The 16,564-nt window shown below is 70.5% G+C and carries 19 protein-coding genes and 3 tRNA genes; 15 read left to right on the top strand and 7 right to left on the bottom strand.

Annotated elements, in window-relative coordinates:
• The first annotated feature begins 93 nt into the window (after positions 1-93).
• The 3 genes from serS to QI633_RS25330 are packed head-to-tail and all read left to right on the top strand — an operon-like array spanning position 94 to position 2,869.
• Positions 94-1,374 carry a serine--tRNA ligase gene (gene serS, locus QI633_RS25340; RefSeq protein WP_141796838.1) on the top strand — a complete coding sequence of 427 codons (1,281 nt, stop codon included), beginning with the start codon at positions 94-96 and terminating at the stop codon, positions 1,372-1,374.
• Complete coding sequence (locus QI633_RS25335; protein WP_282427493.1) at positions 1,371-2,219, top strand: HAD family hydrolase; 849 nt, start codon at positions 1,371-1,373, stop codon at positions 2,217-2,219. The genes serS and QI633_RS25335 overlap by 4 nt, the downstream gene beginning before the upstream one ends.
• A complete protein-coding gene (locus QI633_RS25330; RefSeq protein ID WP_141796840.1) occupies positions 2,216-2,869 on the top strand; it encodes a hypothetical protein in 654 nt (217 codons plus the stop codon). The genes QI633_RS25335 and QI633_RS25330 overlap by 4 nt, the downstream gene beginning before the upstream one ends.
• Here the strand turns inward: QI633_RS25330 and QI633_RS25325 are convergent.
• Positions 2,866-3,495 (bottom strand): bacterial proteasome activator family protein, encoded by a 630-nt coding sequence (locus tag QI633_RS25325; protein WP_141796841.1) that lies wholly within the window; start codon positions 3,493-3,495, stop codon positions 2,866-2,868. The two genes, QI633_RS25330 and QI633_RS25325, sit on opposite strands and share 4 nt — an antisense overlap.
• 158 nt (positions 3,496-3,653) lie before the next feature.
• Here QI633_RS25325 and QI633_RS25320 point away from each other — a divergent pair, with 158 nt between their 5' ends.
• Positions 3,654-4,244: a hypothetical protein gene (locus QI633_RS25320; RefSeq protein WP_141796842.1), complete on the top strand. Its 591-nt coding sequence runs from the start codon at positions 3,654-3,656 to the stop codon at positions 4,242-4,244.
• A gap of 13 nt (positions 4,245-4,257) precedes the next feature.
• Positions 4,258-4,644, top strand: coding sequence for a VOC family protein (locus tag QI633_RS25315; protein ID WP_222117710.1), 387 nt, complete (start codon positions 4,258-4,260; stop codon positions 4,642-4,644).
• Positions 4,645-4,665: 21 nt separating this feature from the next.
• Here the strand turns inward: QI633_RS25315 and QI633_RS25310 are convergent, their stop codons facing one another.
• The 3 genes from QI633_RS25310 to QI633_RS25300 form a co-directional block, all read right to left on the bottom strand.
• Positions 4,666-5,643 carry an NAD(P)H-quinone oxidoreductase gene (locus tag QI633_RS25310; RefSeq protein ID WP_141796843.1) on the bottom strand — a complete coding sequence of 326 codons (978 nt, stop codon included), beginning with the start codon at positions 5,641-5,643 and terminating at the stop codon, positions 4,666-4,668.
• Between the two features lie 88 nt (positions 5,644-5,731).
• Positions 5,732-6,055, bottom strand: coding sequence for a DUF6457 domain-containing protein (locus QI633_RS25305; RefSeq protein ID WP_141796844.1), 324 nt, complete (start codon positions 6,053-6,055; stop codon positions 5,732-5,734).
• A 75-nt stretch (positions 6,056-6,130) separates the two neighbouring features.
• A complete protein-coding gene (locus QI633_RS25300) occupies positions 6,131-6,712 on the bottom strand; it encodes a molybdenum cofactor guanylyltransferase (protein WP_260805716.1) in 582 nt (193 codons plus the stop codon).
• A gap of 37 nt (positions 6,713-6,749) precedes the next feature.
• On the opposite strand from QI633_RS25300, the gene QI633_RS25295 reads away from it, so the two are divergent.
• Both QI633_RS25295 and QI633_RS25290 read left to right on the top strand, forming a co-directional pair.
• Entirely contained in the window at positions 6,750-7,550 is an 801-nt protein-coding gene (locus QI633_RS25295) for a carbon-nitrogen hydrolase family protein (RefSeq protein ID WP_282427492.1), read from the top strand.
• 11 nt (positions 7,551-7,561) lie between these two features.
• Positions 7,562-8,581 (top strand): hypothetical protein, encoded by a 1,020-nt coding sequence (locus QI633_RS25290; protein WP_282427491.1) that lies wholly within the window; start codon positions 7,562-7,564, stop codon positions 8,579-8,581.
• A gap of 14 nt (positions 8,582-8,595) precedes the next feature.
• Here QI633_RS25290 and QI633_RS25285 read toward each other — a convergent pair.
• Positions 8,596-8,680, bottom strand: a tRNA-Ser gene (locus tag QI633_RS25285).
• Positions 8,681-8,784: 104 nt separating this feature from the next.
• Here QI633_RS25285 and QI633_RS25280 point away from each other — a divergent pair.
• The 3 genes from QI633_RS25280 to QI633_RS25270 all read left to right on the top strand — a co-directional run bounded on the left by QI633_RS25280 (position 8,785) and on the right by QI633_RS25270 (position 9,712).
• A complete protein-coding gene (locus tag QI633_RS25280; protein ID WP_141796847.1) occupies positions 8,785-9,243 on the top strand; it encodes a hypothetical protein in 459 nt (152 codons plus the stop codon).
• Positions 9,244-9,330: 87 nt separating this feature from the next.
• A tRNA-Ser gene (locus tag QI633_RS25275) sits at positions 9,331-9,420 on the top strand.
• Positions 9,421-9,577: 157 nt separating this feature from the next.
• Positions 9,578-9,712 (top strand): hypothetical protein, encoded by a 135-nt coding sequence (locus QI633_RS25270; protein WP_260805717.1) that lies wholly within the window; start codon positions 9,578-9,580, stop codon positions 9,710-9,712.
• Between the two features lie 24 nt (positions 9,713-9,736).
• Here the strand turns inward: QI633_RS25270 and QI633_RS25265 are convergent, their stop codons facing one another.
• Entirely contained in the window at positions 9,737-10,744 is a 1,008-nt protein-coding gene (locus tag QI633_RS25265; RefSeq protein WP_141796848.1) for a LuxR family transcriptional regulator, read from the bottom strand.
• Positions 10,745-10,842: 98 nt separating this feature from the next.
• Here QI633_RS25265 and QI633_RS25260 point away from each other — a divergent pair.
• Positions 10,843-10,915, top strand: a tRNA-Arg gene (locus tag QI633_RS25260).
• Between the two features lie 225 nt (positions 10,916-11,140).
• Complete coding sequence (locus tag QI633_RS25255) at positions 11,141-11,272, top strand: hypothetical protein (protein WP_282427490.1); 132 nt, start codon at positions 11,141-11,143, stop codon at positions 11,270-11,272.
• Between the two features lie 236 nt (positions 11,273-11,508).
• Here the strand turns inward: QI633_RS25255 and QI633_RS25250 are convergent, their stop codons facing one another.
• Positions 11,509-12,153 carry a transposase gene (locus QI633_RS25250; RefSeq protein WP_282427489.1) on the bottom strand — a complete coding sequence of 215 codons (645 nt, stop codon included), beginning with the start codon at positions 12,151-12,153 and terminating at the stop codon, positions 11,509-11,511.
• Positions 12,154-12,305: 152 nt separating this feature from the next.
• Here QI633_RS25250 and QI633_RS25245 point away from each other — a divergent pair, with 152 nt between their 5' ends.
• The 3 genes from QI633_RS25245 to QI633_RS25235 all read left to right on the top strand — a co-directional run bounded on the left by QI633_RS25245 (position 12,306) and on the right by QI633_RS25235 (position 16,511).
• Positions 12,306-13,421 carry a hypothetical protein gene (locus QI633_RS25245; RefSeq protein ID WP_282427488.1) on the top strand — a complete coding sequence of 372 codons (1,116 nt, stop codon included), beginning with the start codon at positions 12,306-12,308 and terminating at the stop codon, positions 13,419-13,421.
• 1,269 nt (positions 13,422-14,690) lie between these two features.
• Positions 14,691-15,233 carry an NAD(P)H-dependent oxidoreductase gene (locus tag QI633_RS25240; protein ID WP_282427487.1) on the top strand — a complete coding sequence of 181 codons (543 nt, stop codon included), beginning with the start codon at positions 14,691-14,693 and terminating at the stop codon, positions 15,231-15,233.
• Entirely contained in the window at positions 15,234-16,511 is a 1,278-nt protein-coding gene (locus QI633_RS25235) for a flavin reductase family protein (RefSeq protein ID WP_282427486.1), read from the top strand.
• Positions 16,512-16,564 lie beyond the last annotated feature (53 nt).

The raw sequence follows: 16,564 nt of genomic DNA, 5'->3' as shown, positions 1-16,564 counted from the left end.
TCCCCCGAACCGTTCGATCGAACGATTCGGGGGATCGAGGAGCCAGCGAAACCGATGCGCGGTGTGTCGAGGGCGGCGGATAACCTGAGCCGCATGATCGACCCGCGCCTCCTCCGCGACGAGCCCGACCGCGTCCGTGCCTCGCAGGCCAAGCGCGGGGCGTCTCCCGACGTGGTCGATGCAGCCCTGCAGGCCGACCACGTACGACGCGCCGCCATCTCCGCCTTCGAGGAGAAGCGCGCCGCCCAGAAGACGTTCGGCAAGCAGGTCGCGCAGGCGCAGGGCGAGGAGAAGCAGGCGCTGCTCGCGCAGGTCAAGCAGCTGGCGGCCGAGGTCAAGGACCTGGAGGCGGCGCAGACCGACGCCGACGAGGCGTGGACCACCGCCCTCAAGGCGATCCCCAACGTCGTCGCGGACCAGACCCCGACCGGCGGCGAGGACGACTTCGTCGTCCTCGAGACCGTGGGCACGCCGCGGGACTTCGCGAAGGAGGGCTTCGAGCCGCGCGACCACATCGAGCTCGGGCGGATGCTCGGCGCGATCGACCTCGAGCGCGGTGCCAAGGTCAGCGGCAGCCGCTTCTACTTCCTCACCGGCGTGGGTGCCCAGCTCGAGCTGGCGCTGGTCAACCTCGCCATGGAGCAGGCCCGCAACGCCGGGTTCACCCAGGTGATCGCGCCGTCGCTGGTGCGCACCGAGGCGATGGAGGGCACCGGCTACCTCGACCAGGGCGGCGGCGAGGACATCTACCGGATCGAGGGCGAGGACCTCTACCTGGTCGGTACCTCGGAGGTGCCCATGGCGGCCTACCACTCCAAGGAGATCCTCGACGCCGACAGCCTGCCGCGCCGCTACGCCAGCTTCAGCCCGTGCTTCCGCAAGGAGGCCGGCTCGCACGGCAAGGACACCAAGGGGATCATCCGGGTCCACTGGTTCGACAAGGTCGAGATGTTCGTCTACACGACGCTGGAGGACGCCGAGGCCGAGCACCAGCGCCTGCTCGCCTGGGAGAAGGAGTTCCTCGACAAGCTCGAGCTCGCCTACCAGGTCGTCGACATCGCGGCCGGCGACCTCGGCGGCAGCGCGATCCGCAAGTTCGACTGCGAGGCGTGGATCCCCACCCAGGGCAAGTACCGCGAGCTCACCTCGACTTCCAACTGCACCGACTTCCAGACCCGCCGCCTCGACACCCGCGGCCGGTTCGGCGACAGGACCGGGCCAATCGCCACCCTCAACGGCACGCTGACCGCGATCACCCGCGCGATCGTCGCCGTGCTCGAGACCCACCAGCAGGCCGACGGGTCGGTCCGGGTCCCGAAGGCGCTGCAGCCGTTCATGGGCGGCCTCGAGGTGCTGGAGCCCGTGAACCGATGAGCGACTGGCAGCCCCGCCTCGTCGCCCTCGACATCGACGGCACCCTGCTCAAGTGGGTGGCGGGGCTCGGCATGAGCCACGAGGAGGTCACGCCCGCGGTGCACGACGCCGTCCAGCGGGTCCTCGACTCCGGCGCCCACGTCGTGCTGTCCTCGGGCCGGGCGCCCCACAACATGACGGTCGTGGCCGACAAGCTCGACCTCCACGGCCACGGCGAGCAGCTCTGGATCGTCGCCGCCAACGGCGCCGTCGTGCTGCGCTACCCGCCCGCCGAGGTCGTCCACGAGGTCACCTTCGACGCTCGCCCCGCCGTCGCCGCCGTCCTGGCCCAGCACCCCGAGGCCCTGGTCGCGGTCGAGGAGCGCGGGGTCGGCTACCGCGTGTCCGGACCGTTCCCCGACGGCGAGCTCGGCGGTACGACGATCATCGCCGACGTCGACGACATGGTCGCCCAGCCGGTCAGTCGCGTGATCATCCGCGACCCGAAGGCGACCGCCGAGGACTTCGTCGCCCTCGCCGCCAACCTGGGCCTCCACGGCACCGACTACGTCGTCGGTTGGACCGCCTGGCTCGACCTCGCCCCGGTCGGCGTGTCCAAGGCCTCCGGCCTGGAGTACGTCGCCCAGCAGCTCGGCATCGACCGGGCCTACGTGCTCGCCATCGGCGACGGCCGCAACGACATCGAGATGTTGCAGTGGGCCGGCCGCGGCGTGGCCATGGGCCAGGCCATCGACGAGGTGAAGCAGATCGCCGACGCGGTCACCGACACCGTCGACGAGGACGGTGCCGCCGTCGAGATCGGCCGCTGGTTCCCCGCCGCCGGATCTGGTGGGATGGACCTGTGAGGTCCCCCCGACTGCTCCGCGCTGCCCTGCTCGCGGTGCCGGTGGCGCTCGTCGCGCTGCCGGGTGCCGCCGTCGCGGACGCCGCGGAGGCGTACGGCGGGCTCCCGGCCGACTGCGCCCCCATCGACATCACCGACGAGGCGGTCGTCGACCAGCGCGCCGCCGCGGCCGACGACGTCTTCGTCGGCCGGGTCGACGCGGCCGCGCCGGTGACCGGCTCGGGTCGCGTCGGCTACGGCGTCACCGTCGAGCACGCCTGGCTGGGCGACGTCGCCAAGGGCCAGCAGGCCGCCGTCACCATCGACTGGCCGGTGGGCGCGCAGCCCGGCGTGAGCCAGGGGGCGTCGTACCTCTTCTTCACCAAGGACACCGTCGACGGGATCGTCGCCGACGCCTGCGGGGGCACGGTGCTGTTGCCCAAGGGCTTGACCCCGAAGGTCGCGGGGATGCTGAAGAAGTACCTCGCCGTCGTCGAGCCGCCACCGGTGCCCGAGCCGGAGCCGGAGCCGGTCAGCTTCCACCAGCCGTCCGACCCGCTGGGCGACCCGCCCCAGATCAGCCGGGTGCTCGCCTCCGGCGGCGCGATCAGCCTGATCGGCCTGCTCGGGCTGCTGCTGGTCTCCCGGCTGGGCCGCCGCCCCCGCGGCTAGAGATACATCCCGCCCGACGAGGACTGCTCGCCGCCACCGGGCTGGTCGGGAGCCGGCTGCTCGGCCGGGTGGGCGCCCGGACCGCCCGGACCCCCCGGACCGCCGAGGCTCATGCCGGGCGGCAGCGCTCGCCGGATCTGCTCGAACTGCGCGCGGGCCGCCATCTGCTGGGCGTAGATCGCGGTCTGGATGCCGTGGAAGAGGCCCTCGAGCCAGCCGACCAGCTGGGCCTGGGCGATCCGCAGCTCCGACTCCGACGGCGTGGCGTCCTCGGAGAACGGCAGCGAGAGCCGCTCGAGCTCCTCGACGAGCTCGGGGGCCAGACCCTGCTCGAGCTCGGCGATCGAGGAGCGGTGGATCGCCGCGAGACGGCTGCGGCTGGCCTCGTCGAGCGGAGCCGCCTTCACCTCCTCGAGGAGCTGGCGGATCATGCTGCCGATCCGCATCACCTTCGCGGGCTGCTCGACCAGGTCGGTCAGCGCGCGCTCACCGTCGTCGCCCTCGCCGTCGTCGGCGGCGGTGGCGCCGGCCTGCTCGACGGCGGACGCCGGGACGGTGCCGATCGGCTGCCCGTCCGGACCGATGACGACGATCTGCTCTTCGCTCCCGGAGGCGTTCTCGCTCATGACCCCAACTTAGAGGATCCCCTCATCCCCCTCTTGGGCGATGTCACGGACACCGCGCCGGCGTACGTTGCCGATGGGCCCGGCCGGGGCCCGGTGTGTGCGGCCTCGACCGATCCCTGTGGACATCCACGTCCGATCCGACGACCGAGGAGCAGCACATGTTCATCCAGATGATCCAGGCCGCCTGCACCCGGCAGGCCGAGGCCGACGCGATGCTCGACGAGTGGCGGCGGGACCTGGCTCCCGGTGCGACCGGCTGGCTGGGCGGCACCTATGGCTACACCGATGACGACCAGCTGATGGCCGTCGTGCGCTTCGCGTCCCGTGACGAGGCGATGGCCAACTCCGCCCGGGCCGAGCAGGGCGCCTGGGCCGAGCGGTTCATGGCCCTCATGGACGGTCCCGCCGAGTTCCACGACTGCGACGACGTCACTCTCTTCATGGACGGCGGCTCCGACGAGGCCGGCTTCGTGCAGATCATCACCGGCAAGGTCGACGACCCGAGCCGGCTCAAGGCGATGATGGCCGACACCGAGACGCTGCACGAGATGCGCCCGGAGATCCTCGGCGGCACCCTCGCCATCGAGCCCGACGGCTCCTTCGTCGAGACCGTCGCGTTCACCACCGAGGACGCGGCCCGTGAGGGCGAGCGGATCGAGCCGCCGGCCGACGTACGCCGGGAGCTGGAGTACGCGATGCAGGGCGCGACCTTCCACGACCTCCACAATCCGCACTTCCAGAGTGCCTGACGGGAGCCGTCCGATGCTGTTGGAGAACTGCCAGGTCACCGCGAACATCCCCGCGGGCGACATCGGGCGCGCCAGGAAGTACTACGCCGACATCCTCGGCCTCGAACCGGTCGAGGAGAACCCGGGCGGGCTGATCTACCGCACCGGCGGGACGGACTTCTTCCTCTACGAGACGCAGTACGCCGGCCAGGCGGGGCACACCATCGCCCAGCTGCACGTCGCCGACGTGCGTCCCGTGGTCGAGGAGCTCAAGAGCCGTGGTGTCACGTTCGAGCAGTACGACATGCCCGGCATCACCTGGGACGGCGACGTCGCCTCCATGGGCGACATGGGCCACGCCGCGTGGTTCAAGGACAGCGAGGACAACATCCTGTGCCTCGACGACAGGAGGAGCGACTGATCGCCCGAACCGGAGGTCTGGTCAGGGGGTGAGCAGGACCTTGCCGACGGCGTCGCCGGACTCGATCATCCGGTGCGCCTGCGCGACGTCGTCGAGGGGGAGCACGGCGGAGACGATCGGCTGGATCGTCCCGTCGGCCACGAGCGGCCACACGTGCTCGACGACCGACGCGCAGATCCGGGCCTTCCCCTCGGCCGGACGGGACCGGAGCGCGGTCGCGATCACCGCGCCGCGCTTCGACAGCAGCCGGCCGAGGTCCAGCTCGGCCTTGGTGCCGCCCTGCATGCCGATGACGACGAGGCGGCCCTCGTCGGCGAGCACGTCGACGTTGCGGGCGAGGTACTTCGCGCCCATGTTGTCGAGGACGACGTCCGCTCCGGACCCGTCGGTCGCCGTACGCACGACCTCGACGAAGTCCTCGTCGCGGTAGTTGATCGCCACCTCGGCGCCGAGCTCGCGGCACCGCTCGAGCTTCTCCGCGCTGCCCGCGGTGGTGAACACCCGCGCGCCGGACGCGGCGGCGAGCTGGATCGCGAAGGTGCCGATCCCGCCGCCCCCGCCGTGCACGAGGAAGGTGTCCCCGGGCCGCAGGCCGGCGATCATGAACACGTTCGACCACACCGTGCACGCCACCTCGGGAAGTGCCGCGGCGGTGACCAGGTCGACTCCGTCGGGGACCGGCATCAGCTGTCCGGCCGGTACGACGACCCGGCTCGCGTAGCCACCGCCGGCCAGCAGCGCGCACACCTGGTCGCCGACCGCCCAGCCGGTGACCCCCGAGCCGAGCGCCGCGACCGTGCCGCTGCACTCCAGGCCGATCACGCCGGAAGCGCCGGGCGGCGGCGGGTAGAAGCCCTGTCGCTGCAGCAGGTCGGCCCGGTTGACCGCGGTCGCGGCCACGTCGAGGAGCACCTCGCCGGGCCCGGGGACCGGGTCGGGCAGCTCGGTGACGACGAGGGTCTCGGGCCCGCCCGGGGCGGACTGGGTGACGGCACGCATGGGTCCAGTCTGTCTGGTGCCCGGCACCCCCTACGTTCTGGTTCCGAATTCGGCGGTTTGACAACCAATTCGAATGGGGTGCGGCGGGTCAGACCAGCGAGTCCTCGTCGGAGTAGTCGGCGTCGGCCAGCTCCTCGAAGTCGACGTCCTCGTCCTCGTCGTCGGCCGCACCGGCGGGCCGGTCCCACGACTCGGCCAGCGCCTGCGCCCGGGCGGCGAGCCGCTCCACGGCGTCGGGGTCGGCGCCCTTTTCACCCGCGGAGAACCCCAGCAGGAAGGCGGTCACCAGTCCCGCGGCCGGGTGGACGTTCTCGACCGCGATCCCGGCGAGGTCGACCAGCAGGCCCTCGTCGGCCTCGGCCTCGATGTCGAGGGCGTCGCACAACTCATCGATCCAGTCGTGGAGGTTCACCTGTCCAGAATCACCCGAGGACCCCGCGGGTGCAAGGTTTTCCGGACACTCCGGGACCAGTCCAGATCAGCGGGGTCAGCCGTCGCCGGCGATGTCGCGCAGGTCGCTCCAGGTGTCGATGTCGCGCGCCTCGTCGCCCAGCGGCGCGACCTCGACCAGGTCGAGCGGCTCGAGCAGCGCCCGGATCGACATGCCGTGCTGCCCCTCGTGGTCCGGGCGTACGGCGTCCAGCCGGGCCGTCTCCACCACGAACGCCAGCTGCCGGCGACCGTCAGCGTCGGCCAGCACGGCCCCCTCGTGGCCCACCGCGGCCTCCTGGAGGCGGCGGAAGGTGCCGGGCGCGAGCCGGGGCATGTCGACCGCGAGCACCGCGATCGTCGGGAACGAGCGCAGCAGCACGTCGCGCCCCGTCAGCAGGCCCGCCGCAGGGCCGCCGTACCGCGGCTCCTCGCGCACGAAGGTCACCGGCCGGTCGGTCGGCACCTGGTGCCCGACCACGACGACCTCGCTGGCGTCGATGACGGCGTCGAGCGCGTGCTCCAGCAGCGGGCGCCCGTCCACCTCGATCGAGGCCTTGTCGACGCCGCCGAGCCGCGAGCCCTGCCCGCCGGCCAGCACGATCGCCGCGAATCCGGCCAGTCCCAGCTCGATCACCACCTCCCGATCCTCTCAAGCACCCACCTAGGCTGGCACCGTGAGCAGCCCCACAGCCCCCTCGCTCCGCCTCGCGCTGGTGCAGGCCGCGTCGGCGCTCGACCCCGCCGCCAACCGCGCGGCGCTGACGACGCTGGCCGCCCAACACGCCGGTGACGCCGACCTCGTGGTCTTCCCCGAGGCCTTCGCCCGCGACTTCGGCGAGGCCGGCTCCGACGTCAGCGCGTACGCCGAGCCCGTCGACGGCCCGTTCGGCACCGCCCTCGCCGAGGCCGCCGCCGCGCACGACACCACGCTCGTCGCCGGGATGTTCGAGCAGGGCCCCGACCCCGAGCGGCCGTGGAACACCCTGCTGGTGCGCGGCGAGGCGACGGCGTCGTACCGCAAGGTGCATCTCTACGACTCCTTCGGCTACCGCGAGTCCGACCGGCTCAGCGCCGGCCCGCTCGAGCCGGTCGTGGTCGACCTGCACGGCTGGAGGGTCGGGCTGATGACCTGCTACGACCTCCGCTTCCCCGAGCTCGCCCGAGCCCTGGTCGACCGCGGCGCCGAGCTGATCGTGCTCCCCGCGGCCTGGGTCGCCGGGCCGCGCAAGGTCGACCACTGGCGCACCCTGGTGAGGGCTCGCGCCATCGAGAACACGGCGTACGTCGCCGCCGTCGGCCAGCCCGCCGGCCGCTACTGCGGCCACTCGCTCGTCGTCGACCCCTACGGCGACGTGCTGGACGAGGCCGGCCCCGGCTCGCCCGAGCAGCCGGAGGTGGTCCGCGCCGTGATCGAGCGCACGGTGCTGGAAGAGGCCCGTCGCGTCAATCCGTCCCTGCTCAACAGGCGAATGTAGGCTGCTCCTCCGTGTCCCGCGCTCCCTCCCGTGTCCCGCTCGAGCAGCGCATCGGTGAGTTCGGGGCGTCGCGCTGGCCGCTGACGATCTGGTTCGTCGTGGTCGCGGCCAGCACCGCCGCCCTGGTCTGCGCGATGGTGCCGGTCGGGCCCGACTGGCTCGGCACGGCCGGGGCGATCACGGTCGCGACCGCCTTCACCTGGGGGCTGGCCGCCCGGACCGGTGGCCGCCCGTTCGTCTTCGCCCCGCTCGCGCTGGCCTGCGGGCTGGTCGCGGTGCTCACCGACCAGGACCTGCTGCTCACCGGCGCCGCGGTCGGCACCTCCGCCGTCGCCGCGGTGCTCGGCGTGATGATCACGGTGCCCGCGGCAGGGATCGCCACCGCCGCCCGCGAGTGCGTGGTCGGACTGGTCGTCGCCGGGATCGGCGCGATGGCCACGGTCGGCTTCGAGCCGGCGATCCAGAAGGAGCGCTTCGAGTACGTCGGGCTCGGGCTCGCCTTCCTCGGCGCGATCGTGCTGGTCCACCGCCTCGGCGCGGGCTTCCACGGCCTCGGCCGGCGTGGGCTGGTCATCGTCGCGATCGGGGTCGTCGTGCTCGCCGTGACCCTGCTGTACGCCGAGATGCTGCGCCGGTACGGCTCGACCGGCCTGGTCGACGAGCTGCTCGGCTGGGTGGCCTGGAGCCGTGACCACCTCGGCGCGTTCCCGCGCCCGATCGCGACCGTGCTCGGCGTACCCGCCCTCGCCTACGGCTGCCACATGCGGGCCCGGCGCCGGCAGGGCTGGTGGGTGTGCGCCTTCGGCGTCGCCGCCACCTCGCCCACCGCCACCGCCCTCGCCAACCCGGCCGTCTCGGTCACCGAGGCCGGGCTGTCGGTCGTCTACGGGCTGGCCGTCGGGCTGGTGCTGGGCTGGTTCCTGATCCGCCTCGACCTCGCCCTGACCGGCAACCGCGGTCGCGGCAGCCGGGTGGCGGAGCAGGCAGCGGCCGTACGTCCCGAGCCGGGGCGGTTCGCGCCGATGCTGTGAGCGCTTCGCGTCAGCAGAGGGAGCGGGATTCGAACCCGCGGTAGGTCTCCCTACGACCGCTTTCAAGGCGGTTCCGATCGGCCACTCCGGCATCCCTCCTGGGCCCGGTACGACGCACGCGCCGGCCGGACACCAGGTCGAGTCTAGTGGGGGCGTCGTCGCCGCTTTGGCCGGTCCGCGGCCGGGCCGGGACAATGCGGTCCATGAGCAGTGCGCAGCCCACCCCGGTCACCGACTACCGCCTCGCCCCACCGGTGATGGCGCGTTTCGTCGGCGCCTACCTGGTCCTGCTCGCCGTACTGCTCCTCGTCGTCACGGTGGTCGTGGTCGCCGCCGAGCTCAACGCCGACCTGCTGGTGCTGGTGCTCGGGCTGGGCCTGCTCGGGCTGATCGGGCTGGGCTGGTGGCTGCGGGCCCGGCTGGTCGTCGTACGGCTGACCGAGGCGGGGTACCAGGTCCGGATGATCCGGGCGGCCGGCGCCACCGAGGCCCGCTGGACCGAGGTCGAGGACGCCGTCGCCGCCGCTCCCTCGGGCATCGACTGCCTCGTGCTGCGGCTGCGCGACGGGCGCAGCACGACCATCCCCGTGCAGCTCGTGGCCGGCGACAAGGACGACTTCGCGCGCGACGTACGGGCCCACCTCAAGCGCGCCGCCGGCTGACCACCCACGGGTCGGGCCCGATTGGGACAGGCGCGCGCGGTCCTAGTAGCCTGAGCACGCTGGCCGGTCCCTGACCGGCGCAGTGGAGGAGGCGTCGCCTAGTCCGGTCTATGGCGCCGCACTGCTAATGCGGTTTGGGTTTATCGCCCATCGAGGGTTCAAATCCCTCCGCCTCCGCCGCACGACGAGACCCCCGGCAGACCTGCCGGGGGTCTCGCTTATTCAGGCCCGATGCGTGAAGATGTTTGGGGGCGTCCTCATGGGGGTAGGCGCCAGCGGTTCGGGTAGATCCGGAGGGACGGGGCTCGGCCGCCCACCAGTGAGGGGAATGCTCATGAAGAAGCTCGCTCGCAAGACCGCTTTCGTCCTCGCCGCGCTGATCACCACGGCCGGCATCGTCTCTCTTCCCGCGTCCGCGGAGGCCGACACCGGCTGGACCTGGCGGGTCGTCCCCCACGCCCACCGCTGACGGGTCCGCGCACCTGGCGCAGCGTCAGGACGACGTTCCCTCGTCGTCCTGACCGGCGATGCCCAGCGTCCCCATGGTGTAGCCGAGCTGGAAGCGCGTCTCGGCGTCGTACTCCTCCTTGAGCTCGGCGACGTAGCCGGCGTACGTGCGCGGGCTGACGCCGAGCCGCTTCGCACTGACCGCGTCGGCGTGGCCCTCGATGAGCATCCGGATCGTCATCGAGCGCTGCTCGGACGCGATCTCCTTCGTGACGCTCTGCCCCGCGCTGGCGAACGGGCGTCCGCGCGCGAACGCGCGCTCGAAGACGTCGACGAGGTACGCCACGATCGCCGGTTCGCGTACGACGACTGCGGTCGCCAGGCTGTCGGCCGCCGGGATCAGCGCGACCCGGCGGTCGACCACGATCATCCGGTTGAAGAACTCGTCGAGGGTGCGGACCTCGGCGCCCTGCTCGGTCACCGTGGCGACGTACTTGTGCGTCGCGGGATGCCGCCGCGCGCTGTGCTGGTACAGCGTCCGCATCGCCAAGCCACGCTTGAGCGCCTCCACGTCGCGGATCATCGCCTCCGAGACCGACTTGGCGCTGCGCGTCGCCTGAGGCTGCGCGGTCAGCAGCTCCTCCTGCGCCTCGCTCACCAGGGTCGCGAGGTACGGATTGATCGCCTCCCCGTGCAGGTAGAGGAACGGCCCCGACTCGCTCGCGGCCGGCGAACGACGCCAGCTCTGGGCCAGGTGCGCGAACGCCGAGGCCCACCGCGCCGACTCCTCGAGCAGCCGCGCCCCCTCGTTCCCCAGTGGCGTCACCACGCGCGACTGCGCGTTGCTCGGCTCCACCGGCCGCCAGGTCTGCCGCGAGGCGTCCAGCTGCAGCAGGCCCAGCTCGACCAACAGGTCGAACGCTCGTCGTACGGCGGACCCGTCGACCAGCCGCAGATCGTCCGCCGCCAGCCCGCCCTCGGCCAGCACCGCCTCGTAGAGACCGATCGCCTCCTCCTCGAAGATGGCCCGGTCCGCGGGCTCGTAGGAGGTCATGGCGTCATGGTTCCACACGCCCGTCCGGTGCCGGTGGCGTCCGTGATTCGGCATCTGCGCGTCGCCTCGGCTATTCTCGTGCGGTCGCACAGCGACGAGCGCCTGTAGCTCAACGGATAGAGCATCTGACTACGGATCAGAAGGTTTGGGGTTCGAATCCCTACAGGCGCGCAAGAGTTTGCGCAGGTCACCGCGGGGGTGGCCTGCAACGGGACCGATCACCTCGTCCCGTCATCCCACCACGGATCCCACTACCGTTGATCTCCGGGCGGGCTTGAGCCCGCCGCCGATGCGGGCGCACCGCGGCCAGATGACCACCGACCTCACGGTGAGGGCGCCCAACGCGAACGCCGCCCCGGGACCTGGGAGGTCCGCGTCCCTGCGGACACCGATCGAGTGACCGGCCGGACCCGGCATCTGTCGGTCACCGTGCACGGCACCGAGGCCGACGCCACCGTCGCCCGGCTCGGGCTCCTGGCGGCCGGCCGCCCGGTCACGCTGCCGCCCGACCAAGTGCCCGTCGGCTAGCTTTCGCGCCGCCAGTCAAGAGTGAGGATGGGCGCGCGTCAGCGGCCACGGCCCGTCGTTGGGCGTGGCTGATGTCGCGACGGAGCGGCATCGAGGAGTCCGGCTTGGGCCGCCGATGTCGGCAGGCTGATCAGGCGCCGTGGTCGGCAGGCTTTCGTGTGCGCCGTAGACGGCGGCCCAGCGCGGACGGGCGGCAAGCTAGGTTGCGCCGTCGAGCGGCATAGCTAACGTGGCCGTCACCGTCCGCGGCTGAGCCTTCCTCGACGATACGCCTCTTCGTCGAAAGGTTGTTGGGTCACGAGCATGCGGTAGATCAGGCGGCAGGCGTTGCGGGCGAGCGCGACGCGGGCCTGGATCGGGGCCATGCCTCGGGCGCGCAGCTCGGCGTCGCGTTCGGCGAACGTGGGTGAGTACAGCGAGAGACCCCAGGCGATACCCATCAGTGCGTCGCGGTGCTCGGCCAGGCCTTGGCGAGAGATCCGTCCACGGCGGCGGATGGTCGCCGACTCGTACATCGCCGGTGCCAGGCCGGTGGCGGAGTACAAGTGCTCGGCGTCAGGGAACCGTGCGATCGGCAGGCTGTGTGCAGCGAACGCTGCCGCCCGGTTGGTCGCCACGCCCGGCAGAGTGGTCAGGATCTGGCCATCGGTGCGAGCGAGGAGGACCTCGATCTCGTCCTCGACTGCGGCAACGTCGACCAGCAAGCTGCGGTAGCGGGCGATGTCGCGGCCTAGTCGCTCCGCCCGTGGCGCTGCGTCCGGTGGCGGCGGGAGGCAGTCACGCCAGCGGCTCACCCAGTGTTCGGCAGTGGCCTTAGTCAGCCTGCCCGGCGATCTGGCGATCAGCGACCGGGTCGACGGGGCCCGGCCGGCGAACGCCACGGCGCACGCAAGCACGGCCTGTCCTGTGGGCGTCTCGATGGGCAGCGAGCGGCCGTGCCCGACGGGCGCGGACAGGCCGGGGCACAGCGCGTTGAGCTGGTCATGGAGAGCCGCTGCTGGGCCTTCTTCCGGTCAGCGACCAGCCCGCGGCGGTGTCGGACCGCAGCGCGCAGTTCCTCGACCACCGCTTCCTCGGCCTGACCCCAGCAGCGTCGACCAGCGCCCTGGCGGGCGAGGTAGGTCAACGCGGCGCAGTCGCGGTCGTCGGTCTTGAACCGGCCAGAGCCCAGCTGTTGACGAGCTGCCTTCGTTTCCGAAGGTGCGAACAGCCGCAACGAACCGGGATGGAGCCGCTCGAGTTCGGTTGCCCACGCCCGATGCAGTGCACCTGTCGCTTCGATCGCGATCACCTGCTCGCCCGCGTGCGCAGCCAGCATCTTCTCCAAAGCAGCGATCCCCGACCGCGCGACCGGAAAAGACACCGGTTCCTCCAACAAGCCGGCGCCGTTGCTGACCCAAACCCTGTTCATCACCTTTCCCGGATCCACGGCCACGACCACCGTCGCCGGATCCAGGGCAACCTCCAACATGCCCATGAGCTGCCTCCTTGTGAACGGACCCGTCCAGAGTCCACTCAGCTACAGCTCACGACCTATCAGCTCCTCGAGGCATGGCTGGCCGCGGACCATCCGTGGAAGCCCTCGACGTACGTCGGCTACGGCGCCAACGCCCGCGCGCTGGCCCGCGACCCGGTCGCGCAACGGCCCGCCGCCGCGCTGTCGCCCCACGAAATCCGCCACCGACTCGCCGCCTGGCAGGCCGCCGGCGCCTCCGACGCGGTGGTGGCGCCAAGGTTCCGGGTCCTGCGGGCCTGTCTGACCTGGGCCTACAACGAACGCCTCCTCGACACCCACCCCCTGCGGATGATGCGCGGACCGCTCCCCACCCCGCCCCGGCAAGCCCTGACCGGCGAGGAGATCCGGGCCCTGCTCCTCACCGCCGAGACCCGGGTCCGCGAAGCCCACGCCAACCTCCCATGGGCGGTCCGAGAAGCTGACGCAGACTGGCCGGTGGCGCCTGCCACGCCTCGTCTTGCGGTCCGGACGCCAGCCCGATTGACGTGCCGGCTGGTGTCGACGCACCACGCACCGCCGACGCCGTCGCAAGCTCTGCGGCATGGCGGCGCCTGCGCGTTGCAGAACAAGACCTGCTGCTGGTGCGCCTGGCCACAGACAGCGGTGCCCGCCGCGGCGAGCTGGTCGCGCTGAGGTTCGGCGACCTGACCGGAAGGGTGCTACACATCCAACGCGCAGTGTCCGCGGGGCAGCTCACGACCACGAAACCAGGGTGCGCGCGGACGCTCACCCTCGGCTCCGATACCGCCGACCTGTGGCATCACCTCCACGGCGAATGGTCCCTCCGCATCGGCAACCCTTGGGCCGCTGCGCGGAGAGCGGGGATGTCAATCAGGTGCCGGTGCCTCTGGGGCTGTGGCTGTTCAGCGCCGATGCGAGCCACGAACGGCGCCTCGGCGCGGAAGCCGTGGGCCATCGCTTCGACCACCTCCGTGACGCCGCTGGCGTCCCGGGCGCGACGCTGCACCGGAAAGGTTCGTTGCCTGTCTTGTGCCGCATGCCGGCAGGTGGTGCCTCGCCCCCACCGAGGGCCTCGGCGTCCGCGACCCACGAGATGCGCACCCAGCACCTCGACGCCATCGACCGCTTGGCGGAGTCTAATGCTGATCCGAAGGCGGTCGTGCGGTTCGGTAGGGATTGGAACGGCGCATAGCTGTTGCTGCATCAATGCGCGCCGGGACTGGTGCCAGGCATCGCGGACAGGTAATCGCCACAAAGCGACGGTCGTGAGGCAATCGGGTTGGCGAAGACCGATCTGAGCCATCTCGTGGCTCCGCTGTTGCGCACGAAGTCGTTGACGCCGTGAGCGTGACTGCCTAAACTTGCATCATTGAGAAAGATAACTTTCAGGAAATGAAAGTTCGGCGATTCGATCTGAGCTCCCAGTTCAGCGAGAGGCCTTGGCCGTGGAGTGGAAGCGTCAGGTCGGCCCCACTGAATGTCGTCAGCTGCCTGACCCTCGGCCATGAGTGCATGCCTGAGTCTGGTAGTTCGGCGTCCTCAGTCGGCTCAAGAAAGGCGAACGCGTATGGAAATCCTGCATCCGATCGGCAACCTGATCCTGTTTGAAAACGAGCAGGCACGTGTGTGGCAGGTCGATGTGCGGGACGCTAGGGAGTTGCCACTGCACCAGTGCGAGGTGCCATACCTGGTCATGCGCCAGACCGACGGTTACCTAGGGGTGGCAGACTCTGACGGCTCACGCGAGCAAGCACGTTGCGGGGAAGACCTTCGCGTGGCACTCGGTGCGCTGATCGGCGTGGACACAGTCGAGTATCTCGGCCGGCTTGCGGCCTTCGGTGTGCGCGAGCACCTCGGGGGCAAGTCGGGGGCATCTCGACTATGGAGATATGCCGCGGGGGCGTATGCGGCAGGAATTTGTCCTCAGAGGGGCACGTCTGCGTGCGCAAGGGCCGCGACCCGTGGGCGGTGGTACCGATGAGGGTCACTGTCGTGGCGGGTAACCCCAAGCCGCAGTCGCGCACGGTGGACGCGGCACGGCGTCTGGCGACGGGCCTCACTGGCGCCGAGCCAGACTTGATCGACGTGGTCGATTTTGCGCCTCGGCTATTGGATTGGGGCGATGAAGAGGTCCGTGCCCGCGTTGAGCAGGTCGCTGCCACCGACTTGGCAATCGTGGCAAGCCCGACCTTCAAAGGGACCTACGCCGGGCTGCTCAAGCTGTTCCTGGACCAGTTCGACACCGGCACGGGACTGCGCGGCGTTGTGGCTGTGCCACTGATGCTCGGCGCGGATTGGCGCCATGCCCTTGCTCCGGAGTTGACGCTCAAGCCCGTCCTGGTCGAACTCGGGGCCACTTGTCCAGCGCCGTCGGTGTACCAGATCGACAGGGACTACGCAGAGGATCCGGCGCGCGAGCGGTGGCTCGCAACGTGGGGCCCGGTCGTGCGCACCCTGGCCCTCGGGGCCGGCAGGAGTCTTTGAATGACGATCAGCACCCGACCATCTACGAGCGGAGACGCCATGAGCTCTTTCGAGCCTAATCACTTTCGAGAAGTTCTGGGACAGTACCCGACCGGCGTTGTCGTGGTGACCGCCATCTCCTCGACGGGTGATCCGTTGGGGATGACCGTCGGGTCCTTCACGTCGGTCTCGCTCGATCCGCCTCTGATTGCGTTTCTCCCGAGCAAGACCTCAAGCTCGTGGCACTCGTTGCGCGAAGCTGGCGACCGCTACTGCGTCAACTTCCTCGGAGCCGATCAGGAAGACGTCTGTCGGAATGTGGCGACGCGCAAAGAGGACAAGTTCCGCGACATCGGATGGGACCTCACCGAGTTCGGCAACCCTCTCCTGGACGGCGCGGTAGCGCACATCGACTGCATCGTGGACGTCATCCACGATGCGGGCGATCACGACATCGTGGTCGCGCGAGTCGAAGCCATGGAGGTCCACAACAGCGGATACCCCTTGCTCTTCTTCCGAGGCGGCTACGGGTCCTTCCGGCCCCTCTCGCTGGCTAGCCAAGACTCGGCACTCGTCAATCAGCTGAAGTTCATTGATGTCGCCCGAGTCCACATGGACGAGCTCGCCTACCGGTTCGACACCGAAGTCGCTGCGATGGCGCTCGTTGGCGATGAACTCGTGTTGGCGGCCACTTCAGGTCGCATCCGCGGCTCCGTCACGCCCACCAGCGTCGGCCAACGGCTTCCGTTCATGCCTCCACTCGGAAGCGTGTTCGCAGCCTGGGGACCGACGGCGCTCCAGGACATTTGGATCAGCAATGCCGGGTCGTCCATCTCTCCAGGCGAGCGAGATGAGTATGCGAAGGTTCCTGACCGTGTGCGCGAACGGGGGTTCGCTCTCGCTCTCGGGCACAAGGAGGTGGCTAGGCTCGAGCACACCTGGACACGCCTCAATGACAACGATCCGTCGATCACTAGGAAGGCGTTTCTCGCCGAGGTCAAAGAAGTCTCCGATAAGTATAATCCAGCGGAGTTTCCCGAAAGCGAGTCGTACGAACTGCGCTCCCTCGCCGGTCCTGTATTCGCCCCGGATGGATCTGTCGCGTTCGCACTCACGGCCTGGGGACCCATGAGACCGGTCAGCCGCGCCGAGTTGGACGAGTACGTCGACGCAGTTCTGCAGGCCTGCGCACGAGCATCTGCCGAGATTGAGCGAGCCCACAACACGCCGATGTGGGCGAGCCACGAAGCACCTGGAACCCGGCAAGACAGGGCGCTGAGCACACCACGGGCTGAGTAGCGAGGCTCGACACCGTCAACACGTTGGTCAGCGCGCCGGGTCGCCCGTCGGCC

Origin of the sequence: Nocardioides sp. QY071 (assembly GCF_029961765.1) — a bacterium.
Classification (GTDB): domain Bacteria; phylum Actinomycetota; class Actinomycetes; order Propionibacteriales; family Nocardioidaceae; genus Nocardioides.
This window is presented reverse-complemented; position numbering and strand designations above follow the sequence as displayed.